This window comes from Mesorhizobium sp. CO1-1-8 (genome assembly GCF_020164875.1).
Classification (GTDB): domain Bacteria; phylum Pseudomonadota; class Alphaproteobacteria; order Rhizobiales; family Rhizobiaceae; genus Mesorhizobium.
Map to the genome: position 1 here is coordinate 67,745 of NZ_JAIUGZ010000012.1, position 26,552 is coordinate 94,296.

28 protein-coding genes are annotated in these 26,552 nt (G+C 64.3%); 11 read left to right on the plus strand and 17 right to left on the minus strand.

What is annotated here, in order from left to right; all coding sequences use genetic code 11:
- Positions 1 to 127: 127 nt before the first annotated feature.
- The 6 genes from LB558_RS22565 to LB558_RS22590 all read right to left on the minus strand — a co-directional run bounded on the left by LB558_RS22565 (position 128) and on the right by LB558_RS22590 (position 6,035).
- Entirely contained in the window at positions 128 to 793 is a 666-nt protein-coding gene (locus LB558_RS22565; protein ID WP_224699560.1) for a glutathione S-transferase family protein, read from the minus strand.
- 159 nt (positions 794 to 952) lie between these two features.
- Positions 953 to 2,965 carry an AI-2E family transporter gene (locus LB558_RS22570; RefSeq protein ID WP_412033490.1) on the minus strand — a complete coding sequence of 671 codons (2,013 nt, stop codon included), beginning with the start codon at positions 2,963 to 2,965 and terminating at the stop codon, positions 953 to 955.
- 107 nt (positions 2,966 to 3,072) lie between these two features.
- The gene (locus LB558_RS22575) at positions 3,073 to 4,161 is read right to left on the minus strand and encodes a D-alanine--D-alanine ligase family protein (RefSeq protein ID WP_224699562.1); all 1,089 of its coding nucleotides are present in this window, start codon (positions 4,159 to 4,161) and stop codon (positions 3,073 to 3,075) included.
- 25 nt (positions 4,162 to 4,186) lie between these two features.
- A complete protein-coding gene (locus tag LB558_RS22580; RefSeq protein ID WP_224699563.1) occupies positions 4,187 to 4,804 on the minus strand; it encodes a C39 family peptidase in 618 nt (205 codons plus the stop codon).
- Between the two features lie 98 nt (positions 4,805 to 4,902).
- Positions 4,903 to 5,418, minus strand: a complete 516-nt coding sequence (locus LB558_RS22585; RefSeq protein ID WP_224699713.1) for a hypothetical protein — start codon at positions 5,416 to 5,418, stop codon at positions 4,903 to 4,905.
- Between the two features lie 188 nt (positions 5,419 to 5,606).
- Positions 5,607 to 6,035 carry a VOC family protein gene (locus LB558_RS22590; protein ID WP_224699564.1) on the minus strand — a complete coding sequence of 143 codons (429 nt, stop codon included), beginning with the start codon at positions 6,033 to 6,035 and terminating at the stop codon, positions 5,607 to 5,609.
- A gap of 327 nt (positions 6,036 to 6,362) precedes the next feature.
- Between LB558_RS22590 and LB558_RS22595 the strand changes: the two genes are divergently transcribed.
- Entirely contained in the window at positions 6,363 to 6,665 is a 303-nt protein-coding gene (locus LB558_RS22595) for a hypothetical protein (protein ID WP_224699565.1), read from the plus strand.
- Here the strand turns inward: LB558_RS22595 and LB558_RS22600 are convergent.
- The 3 genes from LB558_RS22600 to LB558_RS22610 form a co-directional block, all read right to left on the minus strand.
- Positions 6,642 to 7,841 (minus strand): PLP-dependent aminotransferase family protein, encoded by a 1,200-nt coding sequence (locus LB558_RS22600; protein ID WP_224699714.1) that lies wholly within the window; start codon positions 7,839 to 7,841, stop codon positions 6,642 to 6,644. The genes LB558_RS22595 and LB558_RS22600 overlap by 24 nt on opposite strands.
- Positions 7,842 to 8,016: 175 nt before the next feature.
- Positions 8,017 to 8,469, minus strand: coding sequence for a GNAT family N-acetyltransferase (locus LB558_RS22605; protein WP_224699715.1), 453 nt, complete (start codon positions 8,467 to 8,469; stop codon positions 8,017 to 8,019).
- A 64-nt stretch (positions 8,470 to 8,533) separates the two neighbouring features.
- Complete coding sequence (locus LB558_RS22610; RefSeq protein ID WP_224699566.1) at positions 8,534 to 9,286, minus strand: pyridoxamine 5'-phosphate oxidase family protein; 753 nt, start codon at positions 9,284 to 9,286, stop codon at positions 8,534 to 8,536.
- Positions 9,287 to 9,291: 5 nt separating this feature from the next.
- Here LB558_RS22610 and LB558_RS22615 point away from each other — a divergent pair, with 5 nt between their 5' ends.
- Complete coding sequence (locus LB558_RS22615) at positions 9,292 to 10,746, plus strand: PLP-dependent aminotransferase family protein (protein WP_224699567.1); 1,455 nt, start codon at positions 9,292 to 9,294, stop codon at positions 10,744 to 10,746.
- A gap of 50 nt (positions 10,747 to 10,796) precedes the next feature.
- Here LB558_RS22615 and LB558_RS22620 read toward each other — a convergent pair whose 3' ends face one another.
- Entirely contained in the window at positions 10,797 to 11,291 is a 495-nt protein-coding gene (locus tag LB558_RS22620; RefSeq protein ID WP_224699568.1) for a hypothetical protein, read from the minus strand.
- A gap of 117 nt (positions 11,292 to 11,408) precedes the next feature.
- Here LB558_RS22620 and LB558_RS22625 point away from each other — a divergent pair, with 117 nt between their 5' ends.
- The gene (locus LB558_RS22625; protein ID WP_224699569.1) at positions 11,409 to 12,008 is read left to right on the plus strand and encodes a DUF922 domain-containing Zn-dependent protease; all 600 of its coding nucleotides are present in this window, start codon (positions 11,409 to 11,411) and stop codon (positions 12,006 to 12,008) included.
- A 79-nt stretch (positions 12,009 to 12,087) separates the two neighbouring features.
- Here the strand turns inward: LB558_RS22625 and LB558_RS22630 are convergent, their stop codons facing one another.
- Together LB558_RS22630 and LB558_RS22635 are read right to left on the minus strand one after the other, a co-directional pair.
- Positions 12,088 to 13,146 (minus strand): Gfo/Idh/MocA family protein, encoded by a 1,059-nt coding sequence (locus LB558_RS22630; protein ID WP_224699570.1) that lies wholly within the window; start codon positions 13,144 to 13,146, stop codon positions 12,088 to 12,090.
- 50 nt (positions 13,147 to 13,196) lie between these two features.
- The gene (locus tag LB558_RS22635; protein ID WP_224699571.1) at positions 13,197 to 13,901 is read right to left on the minus strand and encodes an SDR family oxidoreductase; all 705 of its coding nucleotides are present in this window, start codon (positions 13,899 to 13,901) and stop codon (positions 13,197 to 13,199) included.
- 127 nt (positions 13,902 to 14,028) lie between these two features.
- Between LB558_RS22635 and gcvA the strand changes: the two genes are divergently transcribed.
- On the plus strand, positions 14,029 to 14,925 hold the full coding sequence (gcvA, locus tag LB558_RS22640) for a transcriptional regulator GcvA (RefSeq protein ID WP_224699572.1): 897 nt from the start codon (positions 14,029 to 14,031) through the stop codon (positions 14,923 to 14,925).
- Here the strand turns inward: gcvA and LB558_RS22645 are convergent.
- A complete protein-coding gene (locus LB558_RS22645; RefSeq protein ID WP_412033491.1) occupies positions 14,922 to 15,383 on the minus strand; it encodes an Lrp/AsnC ligand binding domain-containing protein in 462 nt (153 codons plus the stop codon). The genes gcvA and LB558_RS22645 overlap by 4 nt on opposite strands.
- A 127-nt stretch (positions 15,384 to 15,510) precedes the next feature.
- Here LB558_RS22645 and LB558_RS22650 point away from each other — a divergent pair, with 127 nt between their 5' ends.
- The gene (locus tag LB558_RS22650; protein ID WP_224699574.1) at positions 15,511 to 16,506 is read left to right on the plus strand and encodes an ornithine cyclodeaminase family protein; all 996 of its coding nucleotides are present in this window, start codon (positions 15,511 to 15,513) and stop codon (positions 16,504 to 16,506) included.
- 124 nt (positions 16,507 to 16,630) lie between these two features.
- Here the strand turns inward: LB558_RS22650 and LB558_RS22655 are convergent, their stop codons facing one another.
- Positions 16,631 to 17,248, minus strand: coding sequence for a helix-turn-helix domain-containing protein (locus LB558_RS22655; protein WP_224699575.1), 618 nt, complete (start codon positions 17,246 to 17,248; stop codon positions 16,631 to 16,633).
- Between the two features lie 134 nt (positions 17,249 to 17,382).
- Here LB558_RS22655 and LB558_RS22660 point away from each other — a divergent pair, with 134 nt between their 5' ends.
- The 4 genes from LB558_RS22660 to LB558_RS22675 all read left to right on the plus strand — a co-directional run bounded on the left by LB558_RS22660 (position 17,383) and on the right by LB558_RS22675 (position 21,730).
- A complete protein-coding gene (locus tag LB558_RS22660) occupies positions 17,383 to 18,516 on the plus strand; it encodes an NAD(P)/FAD-dependent oxidoreductase (protein WP_224699576.1) in 1,134 nt (377 codons plus the stop codon).
- Between the two features lie 55 nt (positions 18,517 to 18,571).
- Complete coding sequence (locus LB558_RS22665) at positions 18,572 to 20,176, plus strand: ABC transporter substrate-binding protein (RefSeq protein WP_224699577.1); 1,605 nt, start codon at positions 18,572 to 18,574, stop codon at positions 20,174 to 20,176.
- An 84-nt stretch (positions 20,177 to 20,260) separates the two neighbouring features.
- Complete coding sequence (locus LB558_RS22670) at positions 20,261 to 21,361, plus strand: serine hydrolase domain-containing protein (protein WP_224699578.1); 1,101 nt, start codon at positions 20,261 to 20,263, stop codon at positions 21,359 to 21,361.
- 174 nt (positions 21,362 to 21,535) lie between these two features.
- Positions 21,536 to 21,730, plus strand: coding sequence for a hypothetical protein (locus LB558_RS22675; RefSeq protein WP_024501638.1), 195 nt, complete (start codon positions 21,536 to 21,538; stop codon positions 21,728 to 21,730).
- Between the two features lie 54 nt (positions 21,731 to 21,784).
- Here LB558_RS22675 and LB558_RS22680 read toward each other — a convergent pair whose 3' ends face one another.
- The gene (locus LB558_RS22680) at positions 21,785 to 23,905 is read right to left on the minus strand and encodes an EAL domain-containing protein (RefSeq protein ID WP_224699579.1); all 2,121 of its coding nucleotides are present in this window, start codon (positions 23,903 to 23,905) and stop codon (positions 21,785 to 21,787) included.
- 246 nt (positions 23,906 to 24,151) lie between these two features.
- On the opposite strand from LB558_RS22680, the gene LB558_RS22685 reads away from it, so the two are divergent.
- Entirely contained in the window at positions 24,152 to 24,601 is a 450-nt protein-coding gene (locus LB558_RS22685) for an ester cyclase (protein ID WP_224699580.1), read from the plus strand.
- 60 nt (positions 24,602 to 24,661) lie between these two features.
- On the opposite strand, the gene LB558_RS22690 is transcribed toward LB558_RS22685, so the two are convergent.
- Positions 24,662 to 25,162 carry a hypothetical protein gene (locus LB558_RS22690; protein WP_412033492.1) on the minus strand — a complete coding sequence of 167 codons (501 nt, stop codon included), beginning with the start codon at positions 25,160 to 25,162 and terminating at the stop codon, positions 24,662 to 24,664.
- A gap of 154 nt (positions 25,163 to 25,316) precedes the next feature.
- Entirely contained in the window at positions 25,317 to 25,643 is a 327-nt protein-coding gene (locus tag LB558_RS22695) for a DUF1330 domain-containing protein (protein WP_056591901.1), read from the minus strand.
- A gap of 175 nt (positions 25,644 to 25,818) precedes the next feature.
- Here LB558_RS22695 and LB558_RS22700 point away from each other — a divergent pair, with 175 nt between their 5' ends.
- Positions 25,819 to 26,511 carry a winged helix-turn-helix transcriptional regulator gene (locus tag LB558_RS22700; protein WP_224699582.1) on the plus strand — a complete coding sequence of 231 codons (693 nt, stop codon included), beginning with the start codon at positions 25,819 to 25,821 and terminating at the stop codon, positions 26,509 to 26,511.
- Positions 26,512 to 26,552 lie beyond the last annotated feature (41 nt).

The window sequence follows — 26,552 nt, forward strand, 5'->3', positions numbered from 1 at the left end:
AAAGTGCGCCAGGGTCGACTCGCCGCTTCCGGCATTTCCAAGAATTACGATCCGCTGCATCATCCCTGGCTTTGCGAACATCCAGACATCGGGACCATCTTAACGACTGAATTTCGATCGGCCAGACTCAGACAGTTCGCGCCCCATGCAGTGTGCTCGGGGCGTTGACCGCAAATTGCGCGGCGAAAGCCCTGATGTAAGCGGGCCGAGCTTCACCGCGCGCTACATACGCAGCAAGGTTTTGATATTCATCCAAAATGCCCGACATTCTTAGTCGCAGCAGCACCGAGACCATCAACAGATCGCCCGCGCTGAATGCATCGTCGAGCCACTCGGCGGCGTCCAGGCGGGCCGAGAGCCTGTCGAGACAGAGGCGAACACGATCCTTTACCAACGGCAAACGCTCCTCGCTCCAGGGCTTGTCAGCTTCGAATATCCTTGCCGTCGTTAATTCGAGGATCGGCGGCTCGACTGTGTTAAGTGCGGCAAACATCCACGTGATCGCGCGCGCACGCGGATGGCGATCCTTCGGCAGCAGGCCCGCATGCTGCTCGGCAAGATGAAGGATGATCGAGCCGGTCTCGAACAGTGAGAGAGAACCCTCCTCATAAGTGGGGATTTGGCCAAAGGGCTGGAGGGCCAGATGGCCAGGCGCCTTCATCTCCGCGAAGGACACAAACCGAACCTCATAAGGCTGCCCTGCTTCTTCCAGCGCCCAGCGAACGCGTGTATCGCGCGCCAGCCCCTTGCCGCGATCGGGCGATCGTTCAAATGCCGTGATGGTGATTGTCATCGCATCCGTTCCTGCCTGGGCGAACTCTTCAGCTTCCTATCGTGGAGACGAATGAGCCTCCCGGAAATCGACATCGGTCTGAACTATTTTCATCACTGGCACCTCGCAATTCGTGCCTGGCTTATTGACTCCGATATTGCAAGAAGGCGAAGACAGGGCCTAATTCGCCGCTGCCGCCGTGACCTTTTTGGACGCGGTCCGCTGTCGCCGCATGCGTCGTTTGGCGACAAGCTTGAGAGCGACCGGCGGCTCGTTTGACAGCGCGCCCAGCACGGCATCGACCATGCCATGCGCCACGAAATCCGCATTCATGTCACGGGCCAGTTTGTCGGCTGTCTCCTTGTCCTCGCTGCCGGCCTCCGACCAGAACACGATCCCCACCCGAAGTGCGGCCTTGGCGCGCTTCAGCCGGCGAACCAGAAAGCGGGCGTGCTTGACGGAATCCCGGTTCAGGAATCCGACCACGACGGTGTCGACGGTTTCGAGCTCAAGGCGGCGAATGCTGGCGGGCTCCATATCGGCAAAGCCGGCTTTCGATACCGTCGCGCCCTGGACCTCCAGCACCTGCGCCAGCATCGCGGCGGCGGCGTCGTCGAGTTCGCCACGCCCGCCGGCGCAAAGCACGGACATGTCCGTGCCATCGGGCAGTTCGGTCTCGTCCTCCCCACCGGGATCGCCATCGTCGCTCGCCTCTGCGGCCACATGCGGCTCTTCCTCCCCGCCTGCCTCCTCCTGCGCGCTGTCGTCGAGATTTGCGACCAGCATCAGGGCACTGGCGGCCACCTGCCGCCTTTGCAAATCGCCCATGACGCCGCGCACCCGGTCTTGTTCGCCCAGCAGAAGTGCCGGAATGGCAACCTTGTCGTAGAATTCGACCAGATATTTCTCCTCCAGCATCTCCTCGGCATGGTCGGTGGCTTCTTCCGGATCGCCGGCCAGCAATCGCTGGTACAGGCGCGCATGCGGTTCGAGCACGGGCTCGTTGCCGAACAGCACGTCGAGGAATTCAAACTGCGGCACGTGCCTGCCCAGCACCACCAGACAGACGGTGAGCGGCGTCGACAGGATCAGCCCGAGCGGCCCCCAGAGCCACGTCCAGAAAATCGCAGCGACGATGATCGCCAGCGGCGACAGTCCTGTCCGCGAACCGTAGAGCCAGGGTTCGATGACATTGCCGGTGATCAGTTCCATCACCACGAACAGGGCGGCCGTCCACAGCACGAGCGACCAGCCCGGCGCAACGGCCAGCGCCAGGAACAGCGGCAAAAGCATGCCTATGATCGGGCCGATATAGGGAACGAAACGCAGCGCCAGTGCCAGCAGCCCCCACAGCAGCGCATTGGGAATACCGAGGGCCCAGAGCCCGATCGCGATCGGTATGGCATAGACGATGTTGACGACCAATTGCATCAAGAGATAGCGGCCCACCCGCTTGGCGGCATCCTGAAGCGCCTCGGTGGTGCGGTGGAGGTCGCCGTAGCCGACAAGCCGGATGAAGCGGTCGCGCAAATCCTCCCGCTCGAGCAGCATGAAGATGACGACGACGATGATCAGCCCGGCCGACCCAAGCGGGCTGATCAGCGGCCCGACGATATTCTGCAGGACCTGGAGCGGCCTTTCGTGCGCGACGATCTCGACGGGCACCGGCTCACGCGGCGGCTTTTCCGGCGTGGCGGCCGGCAGCGTGGGGTCCTGCCTGTCGATCTCCTGGCCGACCCGCTCGACCACTTGGCTCAATCTGGCAAGAATCCCGCCCCCGACCCCGGTTTCCTTGAGCGAGCGGATCTTGGTCAGGATGTTGGTCTGGTAGACCGGGATGTTCTGCGCCAGTTCGCTGACCTGCGTGGCGACGATGAAGGAGAACAGGCCAAGGGCCGCGAAAGCGCCGAGCACGCTGGCAATGACGGCGGCAATCCGGGGGATGCCGACCTTTTTAAGAGCTGAGACAAGCGGCGCGAGTGCGAAGGTCAGCAGCAGCGCGATCGCGATCGGCAGGAAAACCTCGCGCCCGAAATACAGCGCCGCCACTGTCGTGACGATGGCCGCCACATTGGGCAAAGAGGTTCGCGGATGGGGCGCCGCTGAAAGGGAATCCTCCAGCCCCGGAGACGCCGTGCCGTTTCGACGATTGGCCACGTGATGCCTCCCCTGCCAAATGCGATGATCGGGCATATAGAGCCGACGCGCAACTTTAGCCAACGATGAAATACGCGTCACTCAACATGCAATGATACGGGCCGGCACCGGCCGCTCTCGAAGGACGGAATGGCCCGATCGAATCAGCGTGCCGCATGCCTGGCCAGCGCGTGCCCGATCAGCACGTCGATGGTCTGGCTGTAGCCGATGCCTGAGGCGGCAAGCGCCTTGGCGTACATCGAGATGTCGGTGAATCCTGGAATGGTGTTGACCTCGTTGACGAGCAGGCTGCCATCGGCGCGCAGGAAGAAGTCGACGCGCGCCATGGCTTCGCAGCCAAGCGCCTGGAATGCCCGCCGCGCCATATCCCTGGCCTTCTCGGCCACATCGGCCGGGACATCGGCGGGCACCTTGACCAGCGCGCCGTTGGCATCGAGGTATTTGGCTTCATAGGTGTAGAAGCCGTGCTTGCCGGCCGGAATGATCTCGCCGGGCAGCGACACCGTCAGCGACCCGTCGGCGCGCTCCAGCACCGAGAACTCGATCTCGCGGCCCTCGACGAACTCCTCCACCAAAACCTTGCTGTCATGCTGGAAAGCCGCCTCGATGGCCGCGGTGAGGCCGGCACTGTCGGTCGCCTTGCTGACCCCGAAGGACGAGCCCTGGCGTGCCGGCTTGACGAACACCGGCAGGCCGAGCTTCGCCGCGACTTCCTCGAAGGACACGCGCTCACCGCGCCGCAAGGTCAGCGAGCGGGCAACCGAAAGCCCTGCCTCGCGCATCAGCCGCTTGGCGACATCCTTGTCCATGGCGGCGGCCGAGGCAAGGATGCCGCAGCCGACATAGGCGACATCGGCGACCTCGGCGTAGCCCTGCACCGAGCCGTCCTCGCCGAACGGCCCGTGCAGCACCGGAAACACGACGTCGATGGGAGGCAGGTCAGGTTGTGTACCATCCCGAGACACGACGACCAGCCGGCCCTTGCCGCCGGGCAGCAGCGCGACCTCTGCACCATCCTCGGATACCGGCGCCCCTGCTCCCTCATCGCCGATCGCCGCGGCGCGATCGAGTTGTTGCAGCAGCCACCTGCCGTCTCGTGAAATGGCGATCGGCACGATGTCGTAGCGCGTCCGGTCGATCGCCTTCAGCACATTGGCGGCCGAAAGGCGCGACACGTCATGCTCGGCTGAACGCCCGCCGTAAAGGATGGCCACTCTTGTCTTGTCCGTCATCGAAATCCCTCGACTGTCAAAAAAATCAAATGGCGACGGCAATGCCGCGATTGGCGAAGAAGCGGTCGAAATCGGCCGGCGCCAACACTGCGTCTGCCTGTGTGGCCGGGTTATGGCCGGACGGGTTGTGGAAGCGGAAGCCCTCGTCGGATGTCGCGGTGACCAGCACCAGATGGCCGCCCTTCGAGGGCGGCTCGCGCTCGGGCCAGCGGATAGAGCTGCTGACCGACGCGATGAAGAAGCGCGAGCGCTGCATGATCGCCGGAATCTCCGCTGTCGCGACATTGGTCATCACCTCGGCGCGCAGGCCGAAGGCTTCCTTCACGAAGCTGACGAAGGGCGCGTAGATCAGCCCCTTGATCGATCCTTCGTTGACGACATAGCCGCCATATAAGGTGCACCGCCTGGCAAGCTCGATCGTCGGCACGATCTCGCCGCGGCTCGCCAGGATCATCTTCAGACACGCCATGCCGCAGATGTTGGCGGCCCAGACCGCATACTCATCGAGTGTTTCCGCGCCCGACCCCCGCCATAGCGGATCGCGCCGCAGCGCAACATCCGCGCCGTCGGCGAGCACGTCCAGCGTCATGTCCGGCGTCTCCCACTGGCTGAAAAACGGCACGGTTTCAGGCAACGGGTTCATGCGGTCTCCTCGAGCGGCTGGCTCCATCTCGTATACGAGGATACGAGATGGATGAGAAGCCGCTTAGGCCCGTTTAGGTGTGGCGAGCCGTGCGCCGCCTACTCGGCCTTCGTCCAGCCGAAAACCAGCCATGCATATTTCGATTTTTCGTCGGGTTCGACAGTGTAGGTCATCTGCATGTCGCCGTCCTTGGCGTAGATATCCAGCCGGGGCGCCGTATCCAGCTTGAGCCACGCCGAACTGTTGCTGAAGGACCAGGTTCCGCACCAGACGCAAGGCCCCGACGTCGGATCACCCGACTGATGAAAATTGTAGCGGCCGTCCGCCGTGATCTCCAGATAGTCGAACGCGCCGTAAAACGCGGTCACCGTCTGCTGGAACTCACTGGCGGCCGCTTCCTGTTCCGGTGTCGGCACATCCTTCATATCGCGCGGCGGCCGGACGGCTCCGCCGTTGAGTTTCCATTTGCCGACAAAATCCTTCTCGGTCGGAAGATATTCTTCCTGGGCCTGTGCCGATGAAATATAAGCAAAAGATGATATACTTGAAGCGCCCACGGCCCCGATCGCAAATAGAAGCGTGGCGGCACAGATCGCCCTTGTTGGGTTTTGCATAAAAAATATATCTCCACGAGGGTAAGGGGAGTTTTGTTGAGGTTTTTGCAGCGCGCGTTGCTTCGATACCGATTCCCGCCCGCCATTTGCACGGTTAGCATCGTGGCCATCAATCTGGCAACGCAAGGCAACCTCTCTCCCGCATCACCCCTGCGCCCGCGACCCCCGCCAGGCTGAATATCGGCAGCTTAGAAGGTGATCTTCACCGAAGCGGCGCTGCGACTATGCGGGCCGTGGTGGACGGCCTCGATGTTGTTGCCGTCGGGATCGAGCAGGAAGGCGGCGTAATAGCCGGAATGATAGGGCCGTTCGCCCGGCGCGCCATTGTCCGTCCCGCCGGCCGCCAGCCCGGCCTTGTAGAAGCCGTCGACCATGGCGTGGTCCCTTGCCTGGAAGGCCAGGTGATGGCGGCCTGTGAGTTTTCCCTGTGCGGCCCGGCTGTCGGCAGTCGAGACAAACAGCTCGTCGGCCCAGAAAAAGTCGGCGCCGCTACCACCGATCGGAACATCGAGCGCCTGCAGGACCGCCTCGTAGAAACGCCGGCTGGCCGCGAGATCCCTGACCACCAGTTGGATGTGGTCGATGAGCCGGCCGCGATGCAATTCCTGGGTTTCCATGAAAACGCCTCCTCGTGCGGGTTCGAATTTAGGTTCGGACAGGGCGTCGTCAATGCGGATACTTCTTCCGTCCAGCAACAAAAAGCCCGCCGGGAGGGGATCCGGCGGGCCTTTGGAAAGCATGTGTAGCCTTCAGAGGTCTGAGGGGGGATCAGACCTGGTAAGAACCTTTGTTGGCCACGGAGGTTCCACCCGAACAAAAAAATTGCGATGACCCTTCGAAACCGCGGAATTCAAGCGGTGGAGGCGATTTCTTTCGCGAGACCACTCACAGTTTGGAACTTTCCGCTCGCAACCGGGTTTGGTGGCGCGGTGGGAGGATTGCGATTGGATTGTTTTCAGAGGCTCGAAGCGCTGGTCGATAGCGCCGGTGTCGACGATATCGAGGAAGCAACCGGTCTGCTGCGCCGGTTCAAGGGCGGATCGCGCGAGGTCGCGGCAGCCATCGACGAGTTCATGCTCGATTTCATGACTTTGGTCTTCGTCGTGGAAAACGGCGAAGAAGGTTTCGAAAAGCCGGTCCGCAAGCTCGCTCGCACCAGGCTCTCAAAGCTTGAGCGGCTGGTGACTGTAACGGCGGAGGAAAAGCCGGCTTCCGGCGCCGGCCTATCCCTTCAGGATGGTGGCTAGCCTGGGAATGCCTTCGCTCACCGCGCGCCGGTCGGCAAGCGTGAAGGACAGCCGCAGCGTGTTGCGCCCGGTACCGTCGGCATAAAAGGCATTGCCCGGCACGAAGGCGACCCGCGCTTCTTTGACCGACCGCGCCAGAAGCTCGGTGGCGTCGGCCCCTTCCGGCAATGTCACCCAGACGAACATGCCGCCTTCCGGATGGCTCCAGGTCACGCCTTCGGGCATGTGCGCCTCCAATGCCGAGAGCAGCCCGTCGCGGCGCTCACGATAGGCGCCGATGAGTTTTTCCACCTGGCCGTCGAACACGGCTTCGGCGACGCGATGCATCACCACCTGGTTGATCGACGGGCTGTGCAGGTCCGAGGCCTGCTTCATCAGCACCAGCTTCTCGACGATGTGGCGCGGCGCACACACCCAGCCGACCCGCATGCCCGGCGACAATATCTTCGAGAACGAGCCGCAATAGAGCGTGCGCGCCTTGTCGATGCCGCCGGACCTGATGCAGTCCAGCGCCAGGATCGGCGGCACCTCCTCGCCGTCATAGCGCAGCGCGCGATAGGCGGCATCCTCGATGACGGCGATGTCGAGTTCGCCTGCAAGGTCGAGCACTGCCTCGCGCTGCTCACGGTTCAGCGTGTTGCCGGTCGGGTTGGCGAAATCTGGCACCAGATAGGCGAATTTGACCTTGCCGCCGTTTGCGGCCGCCGCCGCGCGATAGGCATCCGGCGTCATGTTGCCGCCGGCGGGAGTCAGCCTGTCGTAGCGCGGCTCATAGGCGTTGAAGGCCTGCAGCGCGCCCAGATAGGTCGGCCACGTCACCAGCGCGGTATCGCCCGGCGACAGGAACAGTTTGCCGAGATAATCCAGCGCCTGCTGCGAGCCGGATGTTATGAAGATATTGGGCTCGTCGCAGGCGATGCCAAGCTTGCCCATCTGCTCGGCGAGCCAGCGCCGCAACGGCAAATAGCCTTCCGAGACCTGGTACTGCAGCGCCGCACCCGCCTCGGCGCCGCCGAGCACCGAAGCATAGGCGTCACGGATCGCCTCGGCCGGGAACAGCGCCGGATCGGGAATACCGCCGGCGAACGAGATGATGTCCGGCTGGTCGAGCAGCTTCAGGAGCTCGCGGATTTCGGACGCTTTCATGCGCGACGAGCGCGAAGCCAACAGGTTCATAAGGGTCACGACACGCCTCCTCGGACGTTGCAATATAGGTCAACTTGGCTGACCTATATCCCCTCTTGGCCGCGAGTTGAAGTATGCCTGAACGATTTCCCGAATGCGCCAGCGCTGGCGCAATGCTCGAACGCCGCGAGCAGTTCCACAAAGTGTGCAGCGGTTTTCCGCCCGCCTAAAGGGTTTTCTTGTAGCCGAGATGGCTGCCGGTGAAGCCGAGGCTTTCATAAAAGCGGTGCGCGTCCGCCCGCCCCTTGTCGGTGGTCAGCTGGACGAGGCTGCAGCCGCGCGCCCGGCATTGATCGATCGCCCATTCGATCATCAGCCTGCCCACGCCCTCCGAGCGCCGGTGGCCGGCAACCCGAACCGCCTCGATCTGCCCGCGCCAAGCGCCCTTGCGCGAGAGGCCGGCAAGGAAAGATATCTGCAAGGTGCCGACCACCTCGGCGTCCTCGACGGCCACCACCAGCAGCTGGTTGGGATCGGCGTCGATGGCGTTGAAGGCGTCGATATAGCCTTGCGCCAGCGGCAAGGAAGCGTCCTCGCGGCCGGCGCCAAGCGGATCGTCGGCCAGCATCGCGACGATATCAGGCAGGTCGGAGGCCTGTGCACGGCGGAAGGTGATCATGGTGTCGAGATATCGCGAGGCGGCGGCAGCGGCAAGATTTGAATACGCTCCCACCAGGCGCTGGCTAAACTTCGCCCTCATATGCCAGTTGCGCCTGCGTCAGCGCCTTATCGAGCCTCGCACCCTCGGCATATCCAGCCAGATTCTGCGGCCGCTCCATGTCAGGCAGCAGCCTCGGACACGGCTCGGCGGCGCCGATCACCATCCGCACCGGGATGACGCCGGCCCAAACCGGATGCCCGTAATCCTCCTCGTCGTCGCCGACGCCCTTGGCGCGCACTTTGGCCGATGCTTCTTCGATCCGCATGCCGATCACCATCGTCGCCTTGGCCTCCTGCACCGAGATCGGCCGCAGGGTCTCGCTCCGGCCCGGATAGAAGCGGTCGACGACGCCGGCCAGCGCCTTCAGTTTCTCTTCAGGCTCATCGATGATCCGCGCCGTGCCGAAACACATCGCCGAGCGGTAATTGGCCGAGTGGTTGAAGCCCGAGCGCGCCAGCACCAGCCCGTCGAGATGCGACACCGTGAGACAGGCCGGTGTGCCGCCGCGCAGCTGGCGCAGCATGCGGCTGGCCGACGAGCCGTGCCAGTAGAGCATGTCGTCCTCGCGCCAGTGGATGGTCGGCGTGCAATAGGGCTGGCCGTCGAACGTATAGGCGACATGGCACAGCAGCCCGGCATCCATCACCGCGAAGACTGCCGCATGGTCGTAGCTGCCGCGCTCGTGCAGGCGCTTGACGCGGTTGCGGCTGGTGGTCGGAAAGCTGGCTGGCGTGTCGTTCACGGCTTGCATCCTTGGTTGTTGTCTGCCAACCATGCGCCATGGCATTGGTCGATAAAAGAACCAATCATGGCGATAAAATTCGGACCAATCCGCCGGATTGGTCGGCGCTGATCCCGGTCTTGCCGGGCGACGGCCCGCGCAGCCGCGAGCTCTACGCGGCACTGCGGCGGCTGATCGAGACCGGTGCGCTGGCTGCCGGGGCGAAACTGCCGACCACCCGGGATCTCGCACAGCGCTTCAGCCTTTCGCGTTCGGCGGCGGTTGCCTGTTTCGAAACCCTGATCTCGGAGGGGTTTGCGGTTGCCAGGGTCGGCGCCGGCACCTTCGTCGCGCCTGATGTGCCGCATCTGCCGACAACACTGGTCAAGCCGCGTCCACCCGAGATCGATGCCGCCACCTCGTTGCCTTGCGGCCTTGGCGTGGCGGTGTCCGATCCGCGCACGCTCGATATGTTTCGCATCCTGTTGTCGCGCCACCTCATCCGCCCCGGGCCGGAGCATTTCCGCTATGGCGATCCGCGCGGCGGCCTGCCGCTGCGCACGGCAATTGCCAACTATCTCCGAACCGCACGCGGCGTGCGCTGCGATGCCGGCCAGATCGTGCTGACCTCGGGCACGCAGCAGGGGCTGGATTTTCTGGTGCGCGCCGCGCTCAGCCCCGGCGATGCTGTCTGGATCGAAAACCCCTGCTATCCCATGGCGCACGCCGTGCTTGCCGGCAGCGGCGCCAGGATTTTTGGCGTGCCGGTCGACGCGGAAGGGCTAGATCCCGAGATCGGCGAAAGCCTGTGCCCGAAAGCGCGCGCGGCCTATGTCACGCCTTCCCATCAATATCCGCTCGGCGTGACGATGACGATGCGCCGCCGTCTCGCTTTGCTCGACTGGGCGCGGCGCAACGATGCCTGGATCATCGAGGACGACTACGACAGCGAGTTCCGCTATGCCGGCCCACCGCTGACCTCGCTGCAGGGCATGGACGGTTCAGGCCGTGTCGCCTATCTCGGCACCTTCTCGAAAATCCTCTTCCCCGGCCTGCGCATCGGCTATGTCGTGGTGCCCGAAACGCTGCTCGATGCCGTGATGGCGGTCAGGGCGCGCTCCGACCGCTTTCCCTCGACACTGGCCGAAGGCGCGTTGACCGACCTGTTGAACGAGGGCCATTTCGCCGCGCATCTCAGGCGCGTGCGCCGCCGGGTGCAAGCCGCGCGCGACGTGCTGGTCGCCGGCCTCGAGGCGCATTGCGGCGATGCCCTCGAAGTAACCGTGCCCGAACAGGGGCTGCACTTGATGGCGACGCTGAAGGAGGCCGGGCCGGACACAGCGATCGTCGAGGCGGCGAAGGCGGCAGGCGTCGGCGCCAGGGCCTTGTCCTCGATGTTCATCGGCGGGGCGCCCCGGCAAGGTCTGGTGCTGGGTTTTTCGGGGTTTTCGGACGAGGAGTTGACGGCCGCGACGGTGCGACTGGGTGGGGTGGTTCGGCAGCAAGCCCGGTGAGCCAACGAGAACCGCCTCATTCCTGCGCCGACATCGAACTGTCGAGCCCCTCAATCCCCATCTGCGGGCTGGGCCTTGCCGCACTGCGCCAGCACCTTGCCGATGGCCGCGCTGGAGCCCTTCAGCGGAAAGCTGATCTCGCCATATTTGGCTGAACTGACCGACACATCGCCTTTGCCGCGCAACAGGTCGAGCAGCGGATCGGCTTTCGCCAGGTTGACCACGAAGTAGTTGTACATGGCCTCCAGTTGGAGCGTCTTCGCCACCGTCTTGCCGTCGGCCTTGAACGCGAACGAACCGCTGATGCCAGGCTCCAGCTGCTGGCCGGTGGCACCCAGATCATAGCTCAGCACCGGCGTGTCGAAACAGGTCAGCATCAGATACGCATCGCCTTTCGGCCCGCCGCAGACCGAGGCGGTCAGCACGCTGCCGCCCTCGTCTTCCTCCATCCTCGCACTCCAGCCACCGCACGACGCGGCAAACGCCGGCTGCGCGGCCTGCAGGACCGCAACCGCACCGGCGACGACGAGATATCCAGCTCTCATGACTTCCCCCAATTGACTCCCTCTTGGGCATTTGCAGCACCAGCAGGCATTCTATAGGAAAAGCTCGTCCGGTGGCATTGCCTCGCTGCAGCCGGTCCTGTTTCGCGGAGAGCGGTATTGAGAGCCTGTGTTCGTCTGTGTCTTCCGTTGGCCGCCCTGCTTGCCTTGCCGCTCGCCGCCCATGCCGAGTGGAAGCCGGTCGAGAAGATCGAGCCCTACGCGATCTCGGGCCAGTCCGGCGCCGAACTCTACCGCTCGATCGGCGAGAAAGGGCCAAAGCTCGGCATTGCCCGCGCCATCGCCTACACCAATTTCAAGCTGACCTGGGGGCTAAGGGACTACAGGCCCAGGGGCAAGGACTGCGTGCTGACGGCCGGGCGGCCGAAGCTGATCATCACCTACACCTTGCCAAGACCCTCCGGTTCCCTGCCGCCCGCCGTCCAGAAGAACTGGGAAACCTTCATCGCCGGCGTCGCCGCCCATGAGAAGGTGCATGGCGCCAGCATGGTCCAGATGGTCCACGACATCCAAGCCGCCACGGACGGCCTGACCGTCGCCGACGATCCCAAATGCAGCAGGACCAGGGCCGAGGTGGTCAAGCGGCTCGACGCGATCTCGAAGGCGCGGGTGCAGGCAAGCCGCGATTTCGACCGCGTCGAATTCGGCAATGGCGGCAATCTGCAGAAACTGGTTTTTTCGCTCGTGACCGGCCCCTGACTGGCGCGGATCCCATCCGAAGTTGGCGACAGTGCTATCTTCGATCGCTGGCGCCGGCCGCTCCGCCGCTTCGCCCAGCTCACTGCGTATCCGCACTCGCCCTCAACTCCGCCCGCTTCTCGTCCGAGACCACAGCCAGATCCAGCACCTTCTGCAATTCGGCGGCGTGGCGGAAGGACGGTTCGGCCTGCACGCCGGTTCGCACCGCGTCGGCGAAACGCTGATAATTGGTCGCCACCGTGCCGGGGTCGAGCTCTTCCCATTTGGCGTTCTCGACATTGTCACCGACGCAAGCCTTGAGCGCCGAACCGTCGAGATTGTGCACCACCTCGATGCCACCCTTGTCGCCATAGATGCGCAGACGCAGTTCGTTGAGATGGCCTGATGCCCAGCGGCTGGCATGCACCACGCCGAAGGCCCCGTTGGAAAAATCCAGCGTCATGGCGAAGCTGTCATTGGCGTCGAGTCCGTAGTCGCCGATGCGGTTGCCGGGCGCCTTGTCGAAGGCGCGCAGCCGGCAGAAGACATGATCGATGTCGAGCGCGGCGCCATAGCTGGCGAAATCGAGGATGTGGATGCCAACATCGCCGAGCACGCCATTCGAGCCGTGGCCGCGCGACAGGCGCCACAGCCATTTCGGATCGGTGCGCCAGTCGCCCCAGAACTTCGACACCAGCCAGCTTTGCAGGTAGGACGCCTCGACATGCCTGACCGTGCCGATTTCGCCCGCCTGCACCATCTGGCGGGCCTTCTGCAGCGCCGCCACGTTGCGATAGGTGAGGTTCACCATGTTGACGATGCCGGCGGCTTCGGCGGCGTCGGCCATCTCGGTGGCCTTGCCATAGGTTTCGGCCAGCGGCTTCTCGCACAGCACCGGCTTGCCGGCGGCGATCAGCGCCATGGTGGTCGGGTGATGGATCCGGTCGGGCGTGACATTGGCCACCGCGTCGAACTCACCCCATGCCAGCGCCTCCTCCAGCGCGGTAAAGCGGTTGGGAATGTCAAAGCTGTCGGCGAACTCGCCGACCCGCGCCGGATCGACATCGACCGCGCCGACAATGTCGACGCCGTCGATGGCGGTGAAGCGCCGGGCGTGTTCCTGCGCCATCCAGCCGGTGCCGAGTATCAAAAGCCGCATTTTTGCTCCTTGGGGTGAGATGCCGGAATCCCGCTCCCCGGCCGACGCCCTCAGATAGCGCGTATAATGCCGCCGTCGACCCGAATGTTCTGGCCAGTGATGTAGCCGGCGCCATCGGACGCCAGGAAGGCGATGGTCGCGGCGATCTCTTCTGACGTGCCATAGCGCTGCATCGGCACGCTGTCGCGGCGCTCCTCGGTGGCCGGCAGGCTGTCGATCCAGCCGGGCAGCACATTGTTCATGCGCACATTGTCGGCGGCATAGGTGTTGGCGAAGATCTTGGTGTAGGCGGCAACGCCGGCGCGGAACACCGCCGAGGTCGGGAACATCGGGCTCGGCTCGACCACCCAGGCCGTCGAGATGTTGATGATGGCGCCGCCCTTCTGCTTGACCATCTGCGGCGCCACGATGCGCACCGGCCGGATGACGTTGAGCAGATAGACATCCATGCCGGTGTGCCATTGCTCGTCCGTGATTTCCAGGATCGGCGCGCGCGGCCCGTGGCCGCCGCTGTTGACCAGCACGTCGATGCGGCCATAGCGCTCCAGCGTCAGGTCGGCGAGACGCTGCAGATCTTCATTGGATTGGTTGGAGCCGGTGACACCGAGCCCGCCAAGCTCCTTGGCCAGCGCCTCGCCCTTGCCCGACGAAGACAGGATGGCGACCTTGAAGCCATCCGCCGCCAGCCGCTTCGCCGCCGCCGCACCCATGCCGCTGCCGCCGGCCACGACGACAGCTACTTTTTCTACACTCATCGGATTTTCCTTCTCGGGTTGACGGGCACCGCAAGCGGTGTTTTCGGGAGTTGAGCGTTGATATAGCTGGTTTTCCGCACCGGTTCGAACCAGAATGCCTGAAATCAACCTGTAGAAAAACTCCCGCATGCCCGAAGCCTTCCTCAGCCTGCCGCCATTGAATGCGTTGCGCGCCTTCGAAGCCTCGGCGCGTCATCTCAACTTCCGCATCGCCGCGGAAGAGCTCAACGTCACGCAAGGGGCGGTCGCCCAGCACATTCGCGGGCTGGAGGCCGATCTCGGCACAAAGCTGTTCGAGCGGCTGCCGCGCGGCCTGGCGCTGACCGATGAGGGCCGCGCCTATGTCCCCAACATCCGCCGCGCCTTCGACCTGATCTCCGAGGCGACGCTGCTGTTGCGCCCCGAACCGGCGCGGCTGACGATCAGCGTGACGCCGAGCTTCGCCACCAAATGGCTGATCCCGAGGCTGCACGACTTCGTCGCGCACAACCCGCTGGTCGACCTGCGCGTGCTGGCCAGCGAAAGCCTGTCGAGCTTCCAGGCCGATGGCGTCGACATCGCGGTCAGGCAAGGCCGCCCGCCCTTCGGCGCCGGCCTGATGGTCGACCTGTTGTTTCCCCAGCAGATCGTCGCCGTCTGCAGCCCCGCCTTGCTGCCGGCCGGCATGGTCGAGATCGCCGCCACTGAAATCCAGCATCACGTCCTGCTGCATGATGCGCACAATCTGTGGCCGGAATTCATGGAGAAAGCGGTCGGCCTGAAGATGACGACCGAGCTGAAACGCATGCGCTTCAACCAGACGGGCCTGGCCATCGACGCAGCCATCGCCGGCCAGGGCATTGCGCTGGCCAGCCGCTTTCTCGTCGCCGCCGACCTCGCCGCCGGCCGGCTGGTTCAGCCCGTCAGCGGCGAAATGCGCGGCACGCAGGATTTTTATGTCGTCATGCCGAGAAAGCAGCGGCACCCCGAGCTGACGCAAGCCGTGCGGCAGTGGCTGCTGGATGCCGGAGAAAGGCCAATCTAGATCGGCAGCAAGGCGTCGGGCTTCACATTGGCAATCGAAGCGTAGGTATGTGTCTCCCGCACCCCGGGCAGCGGCAGGATGACGCGCTGCAGAAAATCCTGGAACATCGCCATGTCGGCGATGCGCGCCTTGACCAGATAGTCGAAGCCGCCGACCACCATGTGGCACTCGATGATCTCGGGCGCCCGCAGAACCGCCTCGGCGAAGCGGTCGAAGACATGCGGCGCCGTATGGTCGAGCCGCACCTCGATGAAGACGAGTTGCGCCTGTCCGATTCTGGCCGGATCGAGCACGGCGCGCACCGCGCGGATGAACCCTTCGGCGAACAGCCGCTTGACGCGTTGTGCCGCCCCTGTGGGCGACAGGCCGACCCGCCGCGCCAGATCGAGCGTCGTGCGACGCCCATCCTCCTGCAGAAGACGCAACAGCGAGCGGTCGATGCGGTCGAGTTCATCCACTTCAGGATTCACACATTTTTCTTTTCAAGAGCGTGATGGTCACGCCAAAATAGCAAAAACAGTATATTTCATCACGCGCCCGGATCGCAATACCGTTGTCGTGCAACCGACAACGAAAGCGGATCCCATGACATCAGCGATATCGACCTCCCGCAGCGCCCAGGCCAAGGGCGACACGCCCATACTCACCCTGAGCGAGGCCGAGGTGAAAACCTGCATCGACCTGCGCCAGCTTCTCGACGCGCTCGCCGGCGGCTTCAAGGCGCTGTCCGGCGGCAAGGTCATCAGTCCGGCGCGGCCGCAGCTCGATATTCCGCAGGCCGGCTATTCGCTGGCGATGCCAGCCTGGACGGTAGGCATGCATCTGACGGTGAAGATCGTCAACGTCTTCGAGGGCAACATCGCCCTGGGCATCCCCAGCCACCTCGCCACCATCCATCTGTTCGATCCGCAGACAGGCATGCCGGTCTGCGTCATGGACGGCACCTATATCACCGCCGTGCGCACCTCCGGCTCGGCTGTGCTCTCGGTGCGTGAACTCGCCCGCCGCGACGCCAAGATCGCGACGGTGGTCGGCGCCGGTGTGCAGGCCGGCCAGCATTTGCATCTTTTGCCGCTGGTGCGCGACTTCGCCGAAATCCGAGTCGTCTCGAAGGAATTTGCTGATGCGAAGGCGCTCGCCGCACAGCATCCGGGCGTCGTCGCCGTCGCCGACGTCGAGGCCGCGGTGCGTTCGTCCGACGTCGTCTGCCTGGCAACGCATTCCTACCAGCCGGTGATCTCGGCCGAATGGGTGCGACCCGGCAGCCACGTCTCGTCGGTCGGCGTCGCCCCGCCCGGCGGCGAGTTGCCGGTCGAGCTTATCAGCAGGGCCAGCCTGTTCATCGAGACCAGGGACGCCTTTGCCCCTACCCCGGTCGGTTCCTGCGAACTCGCCGGTCTTGATCCGCAAACCGGAACCGAACTCGGCGAGATGCTGCGCGGGCTGCGGCCGGGGCGGGTCAGTGCCGATCAGGTCACCGTCTACAAGGCCATGGGCGTCGCCATGGAAGACATGGTGGCCGCCGACCTCGCCTACCGCGAGGCGGTTCGGCGGGGAACGGGACGTGTGGTTGCGCTGTAGCGGAGCCGCTCAATTGTTGAAGCCAGCGCCGCCCGTGGATAGGATCGTCCTTCTTCCGTTTACGGGGAGAAGACGGCGGCAGCCAGATGAGGGGCGGCACCGACGTGGAGGGTTGGGCCAGCCCCTACCCCTCCACCGTCTCCAGCACGCTCAGCAGCGTGCCTTCCATGTCCGGCTCGTCGCCGGAGCAGACGCACAGCATCTCGGCGTCGCCTTCGCCGACCGACAAATAGGCGTGGCCCATGGTGGAATCGATGTAGACGCTTTCGCCCTGTTTCAGCCGCACCGGCGCGTACTGGTCGGTGTGCAGTTCGATCTCGCCCTTGAGCACGATCAAAAATTCCTCGCCGGCATGCCTGGTCAGCGGGCCGAACTCCTGCGGCGTGCGGGCCCGTGCATAAGCGCGGATCGGTACCATGCGCTTGCGCACCAGGTCGGTCGCCAGATAGCGGTAATCGTAGTTGCGGGTCAGCTGGCGCAGCGTGTTGGACTGCGAGGTCACCGAACGCCGCGTGCGCGCAGACGGCTGCTTGCGGTCGCCGCTGAGCAGCTCAGTGACATGGATGCCCAGCCCCTCGCAGATCTGCAGCAGCTTGTCGTAGCTTAGCGACATCTGGTCGTTCTCGACCTTGGAGAGCGTCGACACCGCGACGCCGGTCAGCGTGCTGACCTCCTGCAAGGTCCAGCCATGCGTCTTCCTCAAACCGCGCAGGCAATCACCGAGGTTCGGTTGGTCCGACATCGTCAGCTCCTGGCGCGGCCACCGGGCCGCTTCCCCACCTTGTTAGTTGAACTCCCCGTCGTCATCAACAATGCCAATAATTTTCTTATACGCTAAATATTGACTGGATACGAAATTATTTCTACCCCTAGGAGATGCAGTCGAAGTCCCCTCAGAAGATCGTCGTCATCGGCGGCGGCATTGCCGGCCTTGCGCTGGCGGCGGCCGTGCAGCCCTGGGCCGAGGTCACCGTGCTCGAGCGCGAGCCGCATCTCGGCTACCACGCCAGCGGCCGCTCGGCGGCGCTGTTTTCAGAAACCTACGGCAATGCGCTGGTGCGGGCGCTGTCGCTGGCCAGCCGGCAGGCGATCATCGATGGCGGCTTCGCCGCGCACCGACGCGGCGCGCTGCATGTCGGCGGCGTCGAAGACAGTGCAGCCGTCGACCGCATGGCGGCCGAGATGCAGGCGCTGGTGCCGAGCGTGCAGCGCCTGTCGGCTGCGGAAGTCAGCGCCCTGGTCCCGGTCATCGCCACCGAATCCACCTGCGGCGGCGTGCATGAACCCGGCGCGCTCGATGTCGACACAGGAAAGATGCTTGCGGCTTCAGCCTCCACACTCAAGGCGGGCGGCGGCGTGATCCGCACCGGTGAAGAGGTCCGTGAGATCGCGCGCACGGCAGCCGGCTTCAGCGTCACCACCAATGCCGGCACAAACGAAGCCGATATCATCGTCAACGCCGCCGGTGCCTGGGTCGACGTCGTCGCCGGGCTGGCCGGTCTCTTCGGCCTTGGCTTCCGGCCCAAGCGCCGCACCGCCTTCCTGTTCGATCCGCCCGCCGGCACGGACATCAGCGCCTGGCCGCTGGTGGTCGACCTGCACGAGCAATTCTACTTCAAGCCGGACGCCGGCAGGCTGATCGGCTCGCTCGCCGACGAAACCGATTCCGCGCCTTGCGACGCCTACCCCGAAGACATCGACGTCGCCATCGCCGTCGACCGCATCGAACAGGCGACATCGCTGCGCATCGGCCGTCCGTCGACGCCCTGGGCGGGCCTGCGCACCTTTTCGCCCGACCGCACTCCAGTCGTCGGCTTCGACCCGCGCCTGCCCGGCTTCTTCTGGCTCGGCGGCCAGGGCGGCTACGGTTTCCAGGTGTCGCTGACGCTGGCGCGGTTGGGTTCGGCGCTGCTGCGCGGCCAGCCCCTGCCGGACGATCTCACGGCACGCGGCGTCACTTCTGCCGCGCTGGCGCCTGACCGTTTCCTCACCCCGGCGGCGACGCCATGAACTTCACCGGCCTGCCCTTCCCTCAACCTGTAAAGTGTCATCAGGAGCGTTTGCGATGAAATCCACCGTTCTGCGTGCAGTGCTTACCTCGTCGCTTCTGGCCTCGTCCGTGCTTCTCGGCGGACAGGCCTATGCCAAAACCCTGGTCTATTGCTCGGAAGCCAATCCCGAGACCTTCAACCCGGCGATCGGCACCGCCGATTCGACCATGGACGCAGCCGCCAAGACGATCTTCAACCGGCTGGTCGAGTTCAAGCCTGGCACGACCGAAGTCGGGCCGGCCCTAGCCGAAAGCTGGGAGGTCTCAGCCGACGGCAAGACCTACACTTTCCATCTCAGGCACGGCGTAAAATTCCAGTCGAACGACCATTTCACGCCCTCGCGCGATCTCAACGCCGATGACGTCCTCTACACCTTCAACCGTCAGCGCGATGCCAACAATCCCTACCACAAGCTCGGCGGCGGCGCTTACGAGTACTTCAACGCGCTGGGCATGGGCACGCTGATCGACAAGATAGACAAGGTCGACGATTACACCGTGCGCTTCACGCTGACGGCAGCCAATGTCACCTTTCTGCCCGGCATCGCGCTCGACTATCTCTCCATACTGTCGCTTGAGCAGACCGAAAAGATGGTCGCGGCCGGCACGCCGGAACTGATCGATAGCGAACCCGTCGGCACCGGCCCGTTCGTGCTGGAGGCTTATGTCCCCGACAGCCAGATCCGCTACGCCGCCAACAAGGACTACTGGCGCGGCGCGCCGAAGATCGACACGCTGGTCTTCGCCATCACGCCCGAGCCGACCACCCGCGTCGAGCGCCTCAAGGCCAATGAGTGCCAGATCGCCGCCCCGCCGCCGCCAAGTGCGGTCGCCGGTTTGCGCACCGATCCCGACATCACCGTGCTCGACCTCAAGGGCCAGAACATCGGCATCCTCGGCTTCAACGTCGAACACCAGCCGCTCGGCGACGTGCGCGTGCGCATGGCGCTGGCCAAGGCCGTCGACCGCAAGGCGATCGTCGACGCCGTCTATGCCGGCGCCGGCACGGTCGCTGGCAGCATCGTGCCGCCGGCGCAAATCGGCGCAGTGACCGACGCCGGCATCGATTATGACCCGGATGGCGCCAAGAAGCTGCTGAAAGAAGCCAGCCACGAGAGCGACCTGAAAATCAGCCTGTGGGCGATGCCGGTGTCGCGGCCCTACAACCCCAATGCCAAGCGCATGGCCGAGATGATCCAGGCCGACTGGGCGAAGGTCGGCGTCAAGGCCGAGATCGCCAGCTTCGAGTGGGGCGAATATCTCAAGCGCACCGCGGCGGGCGAACAGGACGCCTATCTGCTCGGCGGCAGCAGCGACAATGGCGACCCCGACAACATGCTGAGCTATCTGCTCTCCTGCGACGGCGTGAAGGGCGGTTCCAACCGCTCGCGCTGGTGCGATCCAGCCTTCGAGAAGCTGCTGCAGGACGGCCGCGTCGCCGCCGATCCGAAACAGCGCGCCGACATCTACGCCAGGGCGCAGGCGATCCTGAAGGTCGAGGTGCCGGTGGCGCCGATCGCCCATTCGGTGGTGGCGATCCCGATCCGCAAGAGCGTGCTCAACTATGTTCTCGACCCCTTCGGTCGGCAGAACTTTGCCGCGGTCGATATTGCGGAGTGAAGCTGGGCGACCCTGCCCTCGGGCTCGGCTCGAGGACGCACCGACATCTATGAAACCAGCAATTTAGCGGCGAAAGCAGAATCCATGCGTGAAGACCTGAACGCCCTCCTCAAGACCTATCTCAGCGATGGCGCGGTAGGCGCCTCGCTCGCCTACTCTACAGGCGCCGCACCAACCGCGCTCACCGCCGGCCTCGCCGACCGGGAGCATGGCATTGCCGTCTCGCCTGAACGCCTGTTCAAGATCGGCAGTTGCACCAAGACCTTCGTTGCCGCGGCCCTGATCAAGCTCGCCCAGGACGGCAAGCTCGACCTCAGAGCGCCGATCTCCGGCTGGTTTCCCGACCTGCCGGGCGCCGGCGCCATTTCGGTGCTCCAGCTGATCAACCACCGCAGCGGCCTGCCCGAGTTCGAATACTACATTCCGATGGACCCGAGCCGGCAGTGGACGCCGCAACAGCTGGTCGACATCGCCTTCGCCTCCGACAAGCAGAAGGCGCCGGGCGGACCCGCCGTCTACAACAACACCGGCTATGTGCTGGCCGGCATGGTGATCGAGGCGGTCTCAGGCCAGTCGTTGGGCGGCTATGTCAGAAGCGCCGTGCTGCAGCCGCTCGGCCTGGAAAATACCTGGTCGCCAGCCACCGAAGCCTTTCCGGAAAAATCGATGGTGCGCGGCTACTATCACCGGCCGCCGCCGCCAGCGAATGCGCCCACCGACATCGCCACGGGCGGCGAGATGTGGCGCATGGACGGCGTGCTGCCCTATTCCGACGCATTGCAGGATTCGTCCGGTTCCTTCCCGTTCGGCGCCGCCTATGGCTGCGGCGACATGGTGTCGACGCCGTCTGACATGGTGACCTTCATGCGCGGCCTGTTTTCCGGCAGAGCGCTGTCGCCGCCGTTCTTCGCCGAGATGTTCGAACACCGCGTGCCAGCGAGCTTTCCGGGCACCCGCATGCGCGAGACCGGAGCCGGCATGTTCCAGAGCACCTACGCCGATCGCTCCTTCTACGGCCACCAGGGCAGCATTCCCGGCTACGTCGCCGTCATGCTGCACGATCCGATCTCGGGGTTGACCATTGCCATGACCAGCAATGTCGGCTCCGGCAACCGGCTGTCCTTCCAGGCCAGTGGCCTGCATCCGGTGGTCGATAAGGCGATCCAGATCATTCTGCGAGACTGACCCTATTCACCCAAAAGACCTGGAGACCCCACGGCCGCCGCAATGATTTCCGGATTGTCCTTTGCCGTCATGCGGCAGGTTTGGTGGCATTTGAATAAAAGCCGCTTGTGGATATTTACCCGGCGTTCCCTCGTCTCCGGCAAGGTCTTTTAGGGCGGGATAATGGAGGGACCATTGACCAGCGATTTTTCAGCCGCCCGCATCCACCTCGAACGCGCCTATCATTATCTGCAGGGCAATGACGAGACGAGTCGCGCGGCCTGTGACGCGCTCGATCTGTTGATCGAAGCGGTGACGGAGGCGCAGCACAGGCGACCCGAGGCTGGAGTGCTGGAGTTTCCGCAATCGACGGCGCGGCGAACCGGATAGAATGTGTCGAGTTTCAGGCCAGTCCGGCCTGGCCTGAAACTCGGCGCACCCGGATCACGATGCCTTGCGGGCCGCCGCTCCCTTGGTCGCGCGCGCGACAATTCGCTCCAGCGGCTCCGGCCGGTGCAGCAAAAATCCCTGGCCGAAGGCGACCCCCATGTCGCTCAACATGGCCAGCGTGTCCTGCCGTTCGATCCTCTCACCGACCACGTCGCAGCCGAGGCTGCGGGCAATGCTGGTGATGGCCAGCACGATCTCGCGGTCGAAGCGGCTTTGCGTGATATGTTCGATGAAAGAACCGTCGATCTTGATCGTGTCGACGGGGAACCGCCTGAGATATTCGAACGAGCTCATGCCGGCGCCGAAATCGTCGAGGCTGACCCGGCAGCGCCGCTCGCGCGCCTTGCGCACGAACTGTTCGGCGGCGTCGAAATTGGTGACGGCGGCGGTTTCGGTGATCTCGAAGCCGATGCCCGAATGCGGCGCTCCGGTTTCTTCTATGACGCTGTCCACGAAGTCCCAAAGCTGCGGATCGCTCAGCGTCTGCGCCGACAGATTGAAGCCAAGCGTCAGCGCCCCCGAACGCAAGGCGGCACCATGCCGCGACAGCGCGGTGCGGATGATCCAGCGGTCGAGCCGCGACGCGATGCCGAACCGCTCGGCCACCGGAATGAACTCGCCGGGTGGCACCAGCCGGCCGTTGCGTGCGGCGAGCCTGGCCAACACTTCGACATGGCGGCTTTCCTGCCAGGGGCGGCCCAGCCGATGGATTTCCTGGCCAAACAGCTTCAGCCTTCCGTCTTCCATGGCGTCGACCGTATCGGCGACGACGCGCGCCGCGTTGAGGCCACCCGAACCCGATGCCGTATCGGTGGAGAAGACGGCAAATCGGTTTCGCCCGGCGGCCTTGGCCGCGTAGCAGGCGTCGTCGGCGCAGGCCAGCGCGTCGGCCACCGTCGTGTTGGCGTCATCGACGAAAGCGATGCCGATCGAGGCCGCCAGCTTGCGCGACGTGGCCGTCGTCGATCCTAGTTCGGCATCGCGAACCGCGGCAAGTACCGCGCCGGCCAGCTGCCCGGCCTGCGCCGCATCGCAATTGGGTATCAGCAGCGCGAACTCGTCACCGCCCAGGCGCGCGGCATGCGCCGTCGCCGGAAGGCAACCCAGAATGCCGTGGGCAACGCTTTTCAGTGCCAGGTCGCCGGCCGCGTGGCCGGCAAAATCGTTGAGCGCCTTGAAGTAGTCGAGATCGACATAGAACACGGAAAGCGGCAGCAATTGCGGGGCCGCGATATGATCGGCCAGCATCCGGTCGAATGCGGCGCGGTTCAAGAGACCGGTGAGCGCGTCATGGCGGGCCGCATAGGCAAGCTCCTGCTCGCGCTGCTTGTCTTCGGTGATGTCGCGCACCGTACCCAGGATCTGCCCCGCCAGCCGGCGGTCCGGGATTTGCGGATCGGCGATGAAACGCAGCAGGGATTCTATGTGCCGGACCTCTCCGTCGCGCCGGACGATGCGGTACTGCACGGCGGTGACCTTGTCCGTATCGAGCGGCACCAGATGCGCGTGCGACGCGGCCTCCTTGTCGTCCGGGTGCAGATAACCGAACCAGTGGTCGCGCTCGACTTCGGCGGTGTCGGAGACAAGCCCGAAAATCTCCCTGGTGCGTTCGTCCCAATAGCTTTTGCCGGTGGCAAGGTCGTGGTGCCAGATGCCGGTGCCGCTGGCGGCAAGCGCCAGGCGGAAGCGCACATTGACCTGCTCGAGTTCGGCTTCGGCGGCCTTCTGCTTGGAGATGTCGGTCTGCACACCCATCAGCCTGAGCGGCTTTCCCATCGAGTCGCGCTCGACGACGCCGCCGCGATCGAGCACCCACACCCAGTGTCCCTGCTTGTGCCTCAGCCGCAATTCGGTCTCGATGGCGTCGGTCAGGCCGGCAATGTGGCGGTCGCCGCTGGCCAGCGCCCGCTCGCGGTCGTCGGGATGGGTCAGTTGCAGCCACAGGTCGCTGCTGTTGGCAAGTTCGCTCTCATTATAGCCCAGCATCCGCGCCCAGGTCGCGGAATAGAAACAATCGCCGGTTACAAGATCCCAGTCCCAGACGCCAAGATGGGCGCGCTCCAGGGCCTTGGCCCAGAACGTTCCATTGCGACTTTTCTTGCCCTGACGCGCCATCGTCTGCTTCGCCTGCCCCATCCCCGGGCAATCTGCGGCAAAACCAGAGAAGAAACAGTTACCGCCGCGGGCGGGCTGCTTTGTTAGCTCCCCGCCTGCCGCCTCCGCTCTTCGATTGGCCGGCAAGAACCGGAGTTTCGCATCGGTCGGATCCTCCTAGTCATGGCTCCAGATCATCGGCCAATCCGACGATCCCGGGATCATCGGCGCCGCCGATGATCCCTGCAGAGACAAGAGGATCTCCCAATGACCAAGCAAGAAGACAACAAGGCCGTCGTCGTCAGATGGTTCACCGACTTCTGGGGTGAAAGCTGCGACCTGTCCGTCGTCGACGACATCGCGGCACCCGACATGCTGCTGAAATACTCGCTGCACGAGCAGCGCCGCGGCCGCGACGAGATCAAGGCCTTCATGAGCGGCTTCCGCGCCGCCTTCCCGGATCTCAGGTTCTGGGCCACCGCCGACCTGATTGCCGAGGGCGACTATGTCGTCGGCCAGTGGGAGGGCGGCGGCACGCATACCGGCCCGGTCTTCAGCGACTTCCTCGTCGGTTCGCTGCCGGCCGCCACCGGCCGCACCATGCGCTTCACCGGCACCACGGTGCTGAAGGTGGTCGACGGCAGGATCGTCGAGGAGATCGGCCTCGATGACGGCGTCACCGCCCTCACCCAGCTCGGGCTGATCAAGGCCGCCTGAGGCGATCAGGCAAAACGATCGTTCGGGCCAGGCGGCGTCAATGCCGCCTGGCCTCATTGCTTACTGGCTCGGCGCCATTGCGTGCTCGCATGACACTTTCGGGTTCATGTCGGCGAAAGTGCCGGTCGGGTTGCCCTTCCAGGCCCAGACATGGAGTTCGTAGAATTCACCCAGGCCGTAGCGGTTGGGCGCGCTGTTGAAATTGAACAGCTGCCCGTCCAGCGACGCCGGCCCCTTCGAGGTGATGTATTCGACCGCCACCAATTGCAGCGTGCCATCGGCCATCGGCTCGTACATCACCGCTTCAGGCCGGGCGATATCGATCTTGTCATCCTTCAGATACCCGCCGTTGACATAGTGGACGCCCATGGCGCCGCCGGTGATGCCGCTGGCGCAGGGGATGGGCGAATAGCCCTCTGATACAGCCACCTTGACGTCGAGAAACCGACTGTTGGCGGTCCGCACCTTGTCGGCCAGCGGATTGGGGCCGGACGCCGGCGCGGCCGCTTCCTGATGCGCCTGCGCGAAGGTGGTGCAGACAGCCAGCATGGCCCCGGCCATCATAAGCCTGTTGCGAAAGTTCAATATCATTTTCATTCCATTCTTCTTGAAAAAGCCCAGCTGGCCGGCCGCCGAAAATACGGAGGCCCGGCAGGCAAGCGCTGTGGCTGTTGTTGCTTGGAGATCCCGAAATCGATGTGACGACCGGGAAGGATCATCCCTTCGGCAGATACGGGATCGTTCCCGCCAGATCGGTGTTGTCGATCACCTGGAAACGGCTGTCGCTGCCGCCCTGACGGGCCGAAACGAAGGGCGCATAGGCTGGATCGTTGGTGAAGGCGCGGGCCGCCGCTTCCGACGGGAACGCCATCAGCGCGATCAGCGTGGTGTCGAGCGGCTTGCCTTCGAGCGTTTTCACATTGCCGCTGCGCGACAGATATCTGCCGCCATGCTTGTGGACGAGGTCGTGCACCGAGGCGGCATAGGCCGGCACCCACTGCGGGTCGTTTATCTTGATGTCTGCGATAACGTAGGCGGTCATGGTAGTCTCCTGGTTGCGGTGCACAGGGTATCCCGTGCAACCGGCCAAAGGGCTCGCATGGCAGGACCCTCGCCAACCAGTCCGCGATCTGTACTGGGGCAGTACAGTTTCCGTACTGGCCGCTTCATTCATGAGGGCCTAATATTCGGTCAGGTTTGAGGGAGAGGTACCAATCATGAGCCAGCACGGATACAAACAATTCTGCCCGCTATCGATGGCCGCCGAGGTGCTGTGCACCCGCTGGACGATGGTGCTGATGCGTGAACTGGTGGCCGGCTCGACCCGCTTCAACGACCTGCGCCGCGGCGTCCCCAAAATGTCGCCGACCCTTCTGTCGCAACGGCTGAAGGAACTTGAGATCGCCGGGATCGTCGAGCGCGGGGAGGTCCAGGGCGAGAAGGGGATCTTCGACTATCGGCTGACGGAGGCCGGCCGGGACTTGCGCCCCGTCGTCGAGGCAATGGGCTTCTGGGGGCAGAAATGGGTCGAGTCCCGGCTGTCGCTGAAGAACCTCGATCCGTCGCTGCTGATGTGGGACATGCGGCGCAATTTGAACCCCTCTCCGCTGCCCGAGGGACGTACGGTGATACAATTCCTGTATCAGGACCTGCCGGCGTCCAAACGCTCGTGGTGGCTGATCGTCGAGAAACACGGCGAGGTCGATCTGTGCTGGTACGATCCGGGTTTCGATGTCGATCTTTACGTCTCGACCGACCTGCACACCATGACGGCGATCTGGATGGGATTGCTGACCGTCGAGAAGGCCGGCGCGAAGGTTGCCCTGACCGGTGACCAGGCCATCGGCAGGAAGATGCAGATCTGGCTCGGGCTCAGCCCGTTCGCCGTGGAACCCAAACGCGCGGCATAGGAGAGCCGGGGGCATGTCACCCAAACATGCCCACGGGCCCG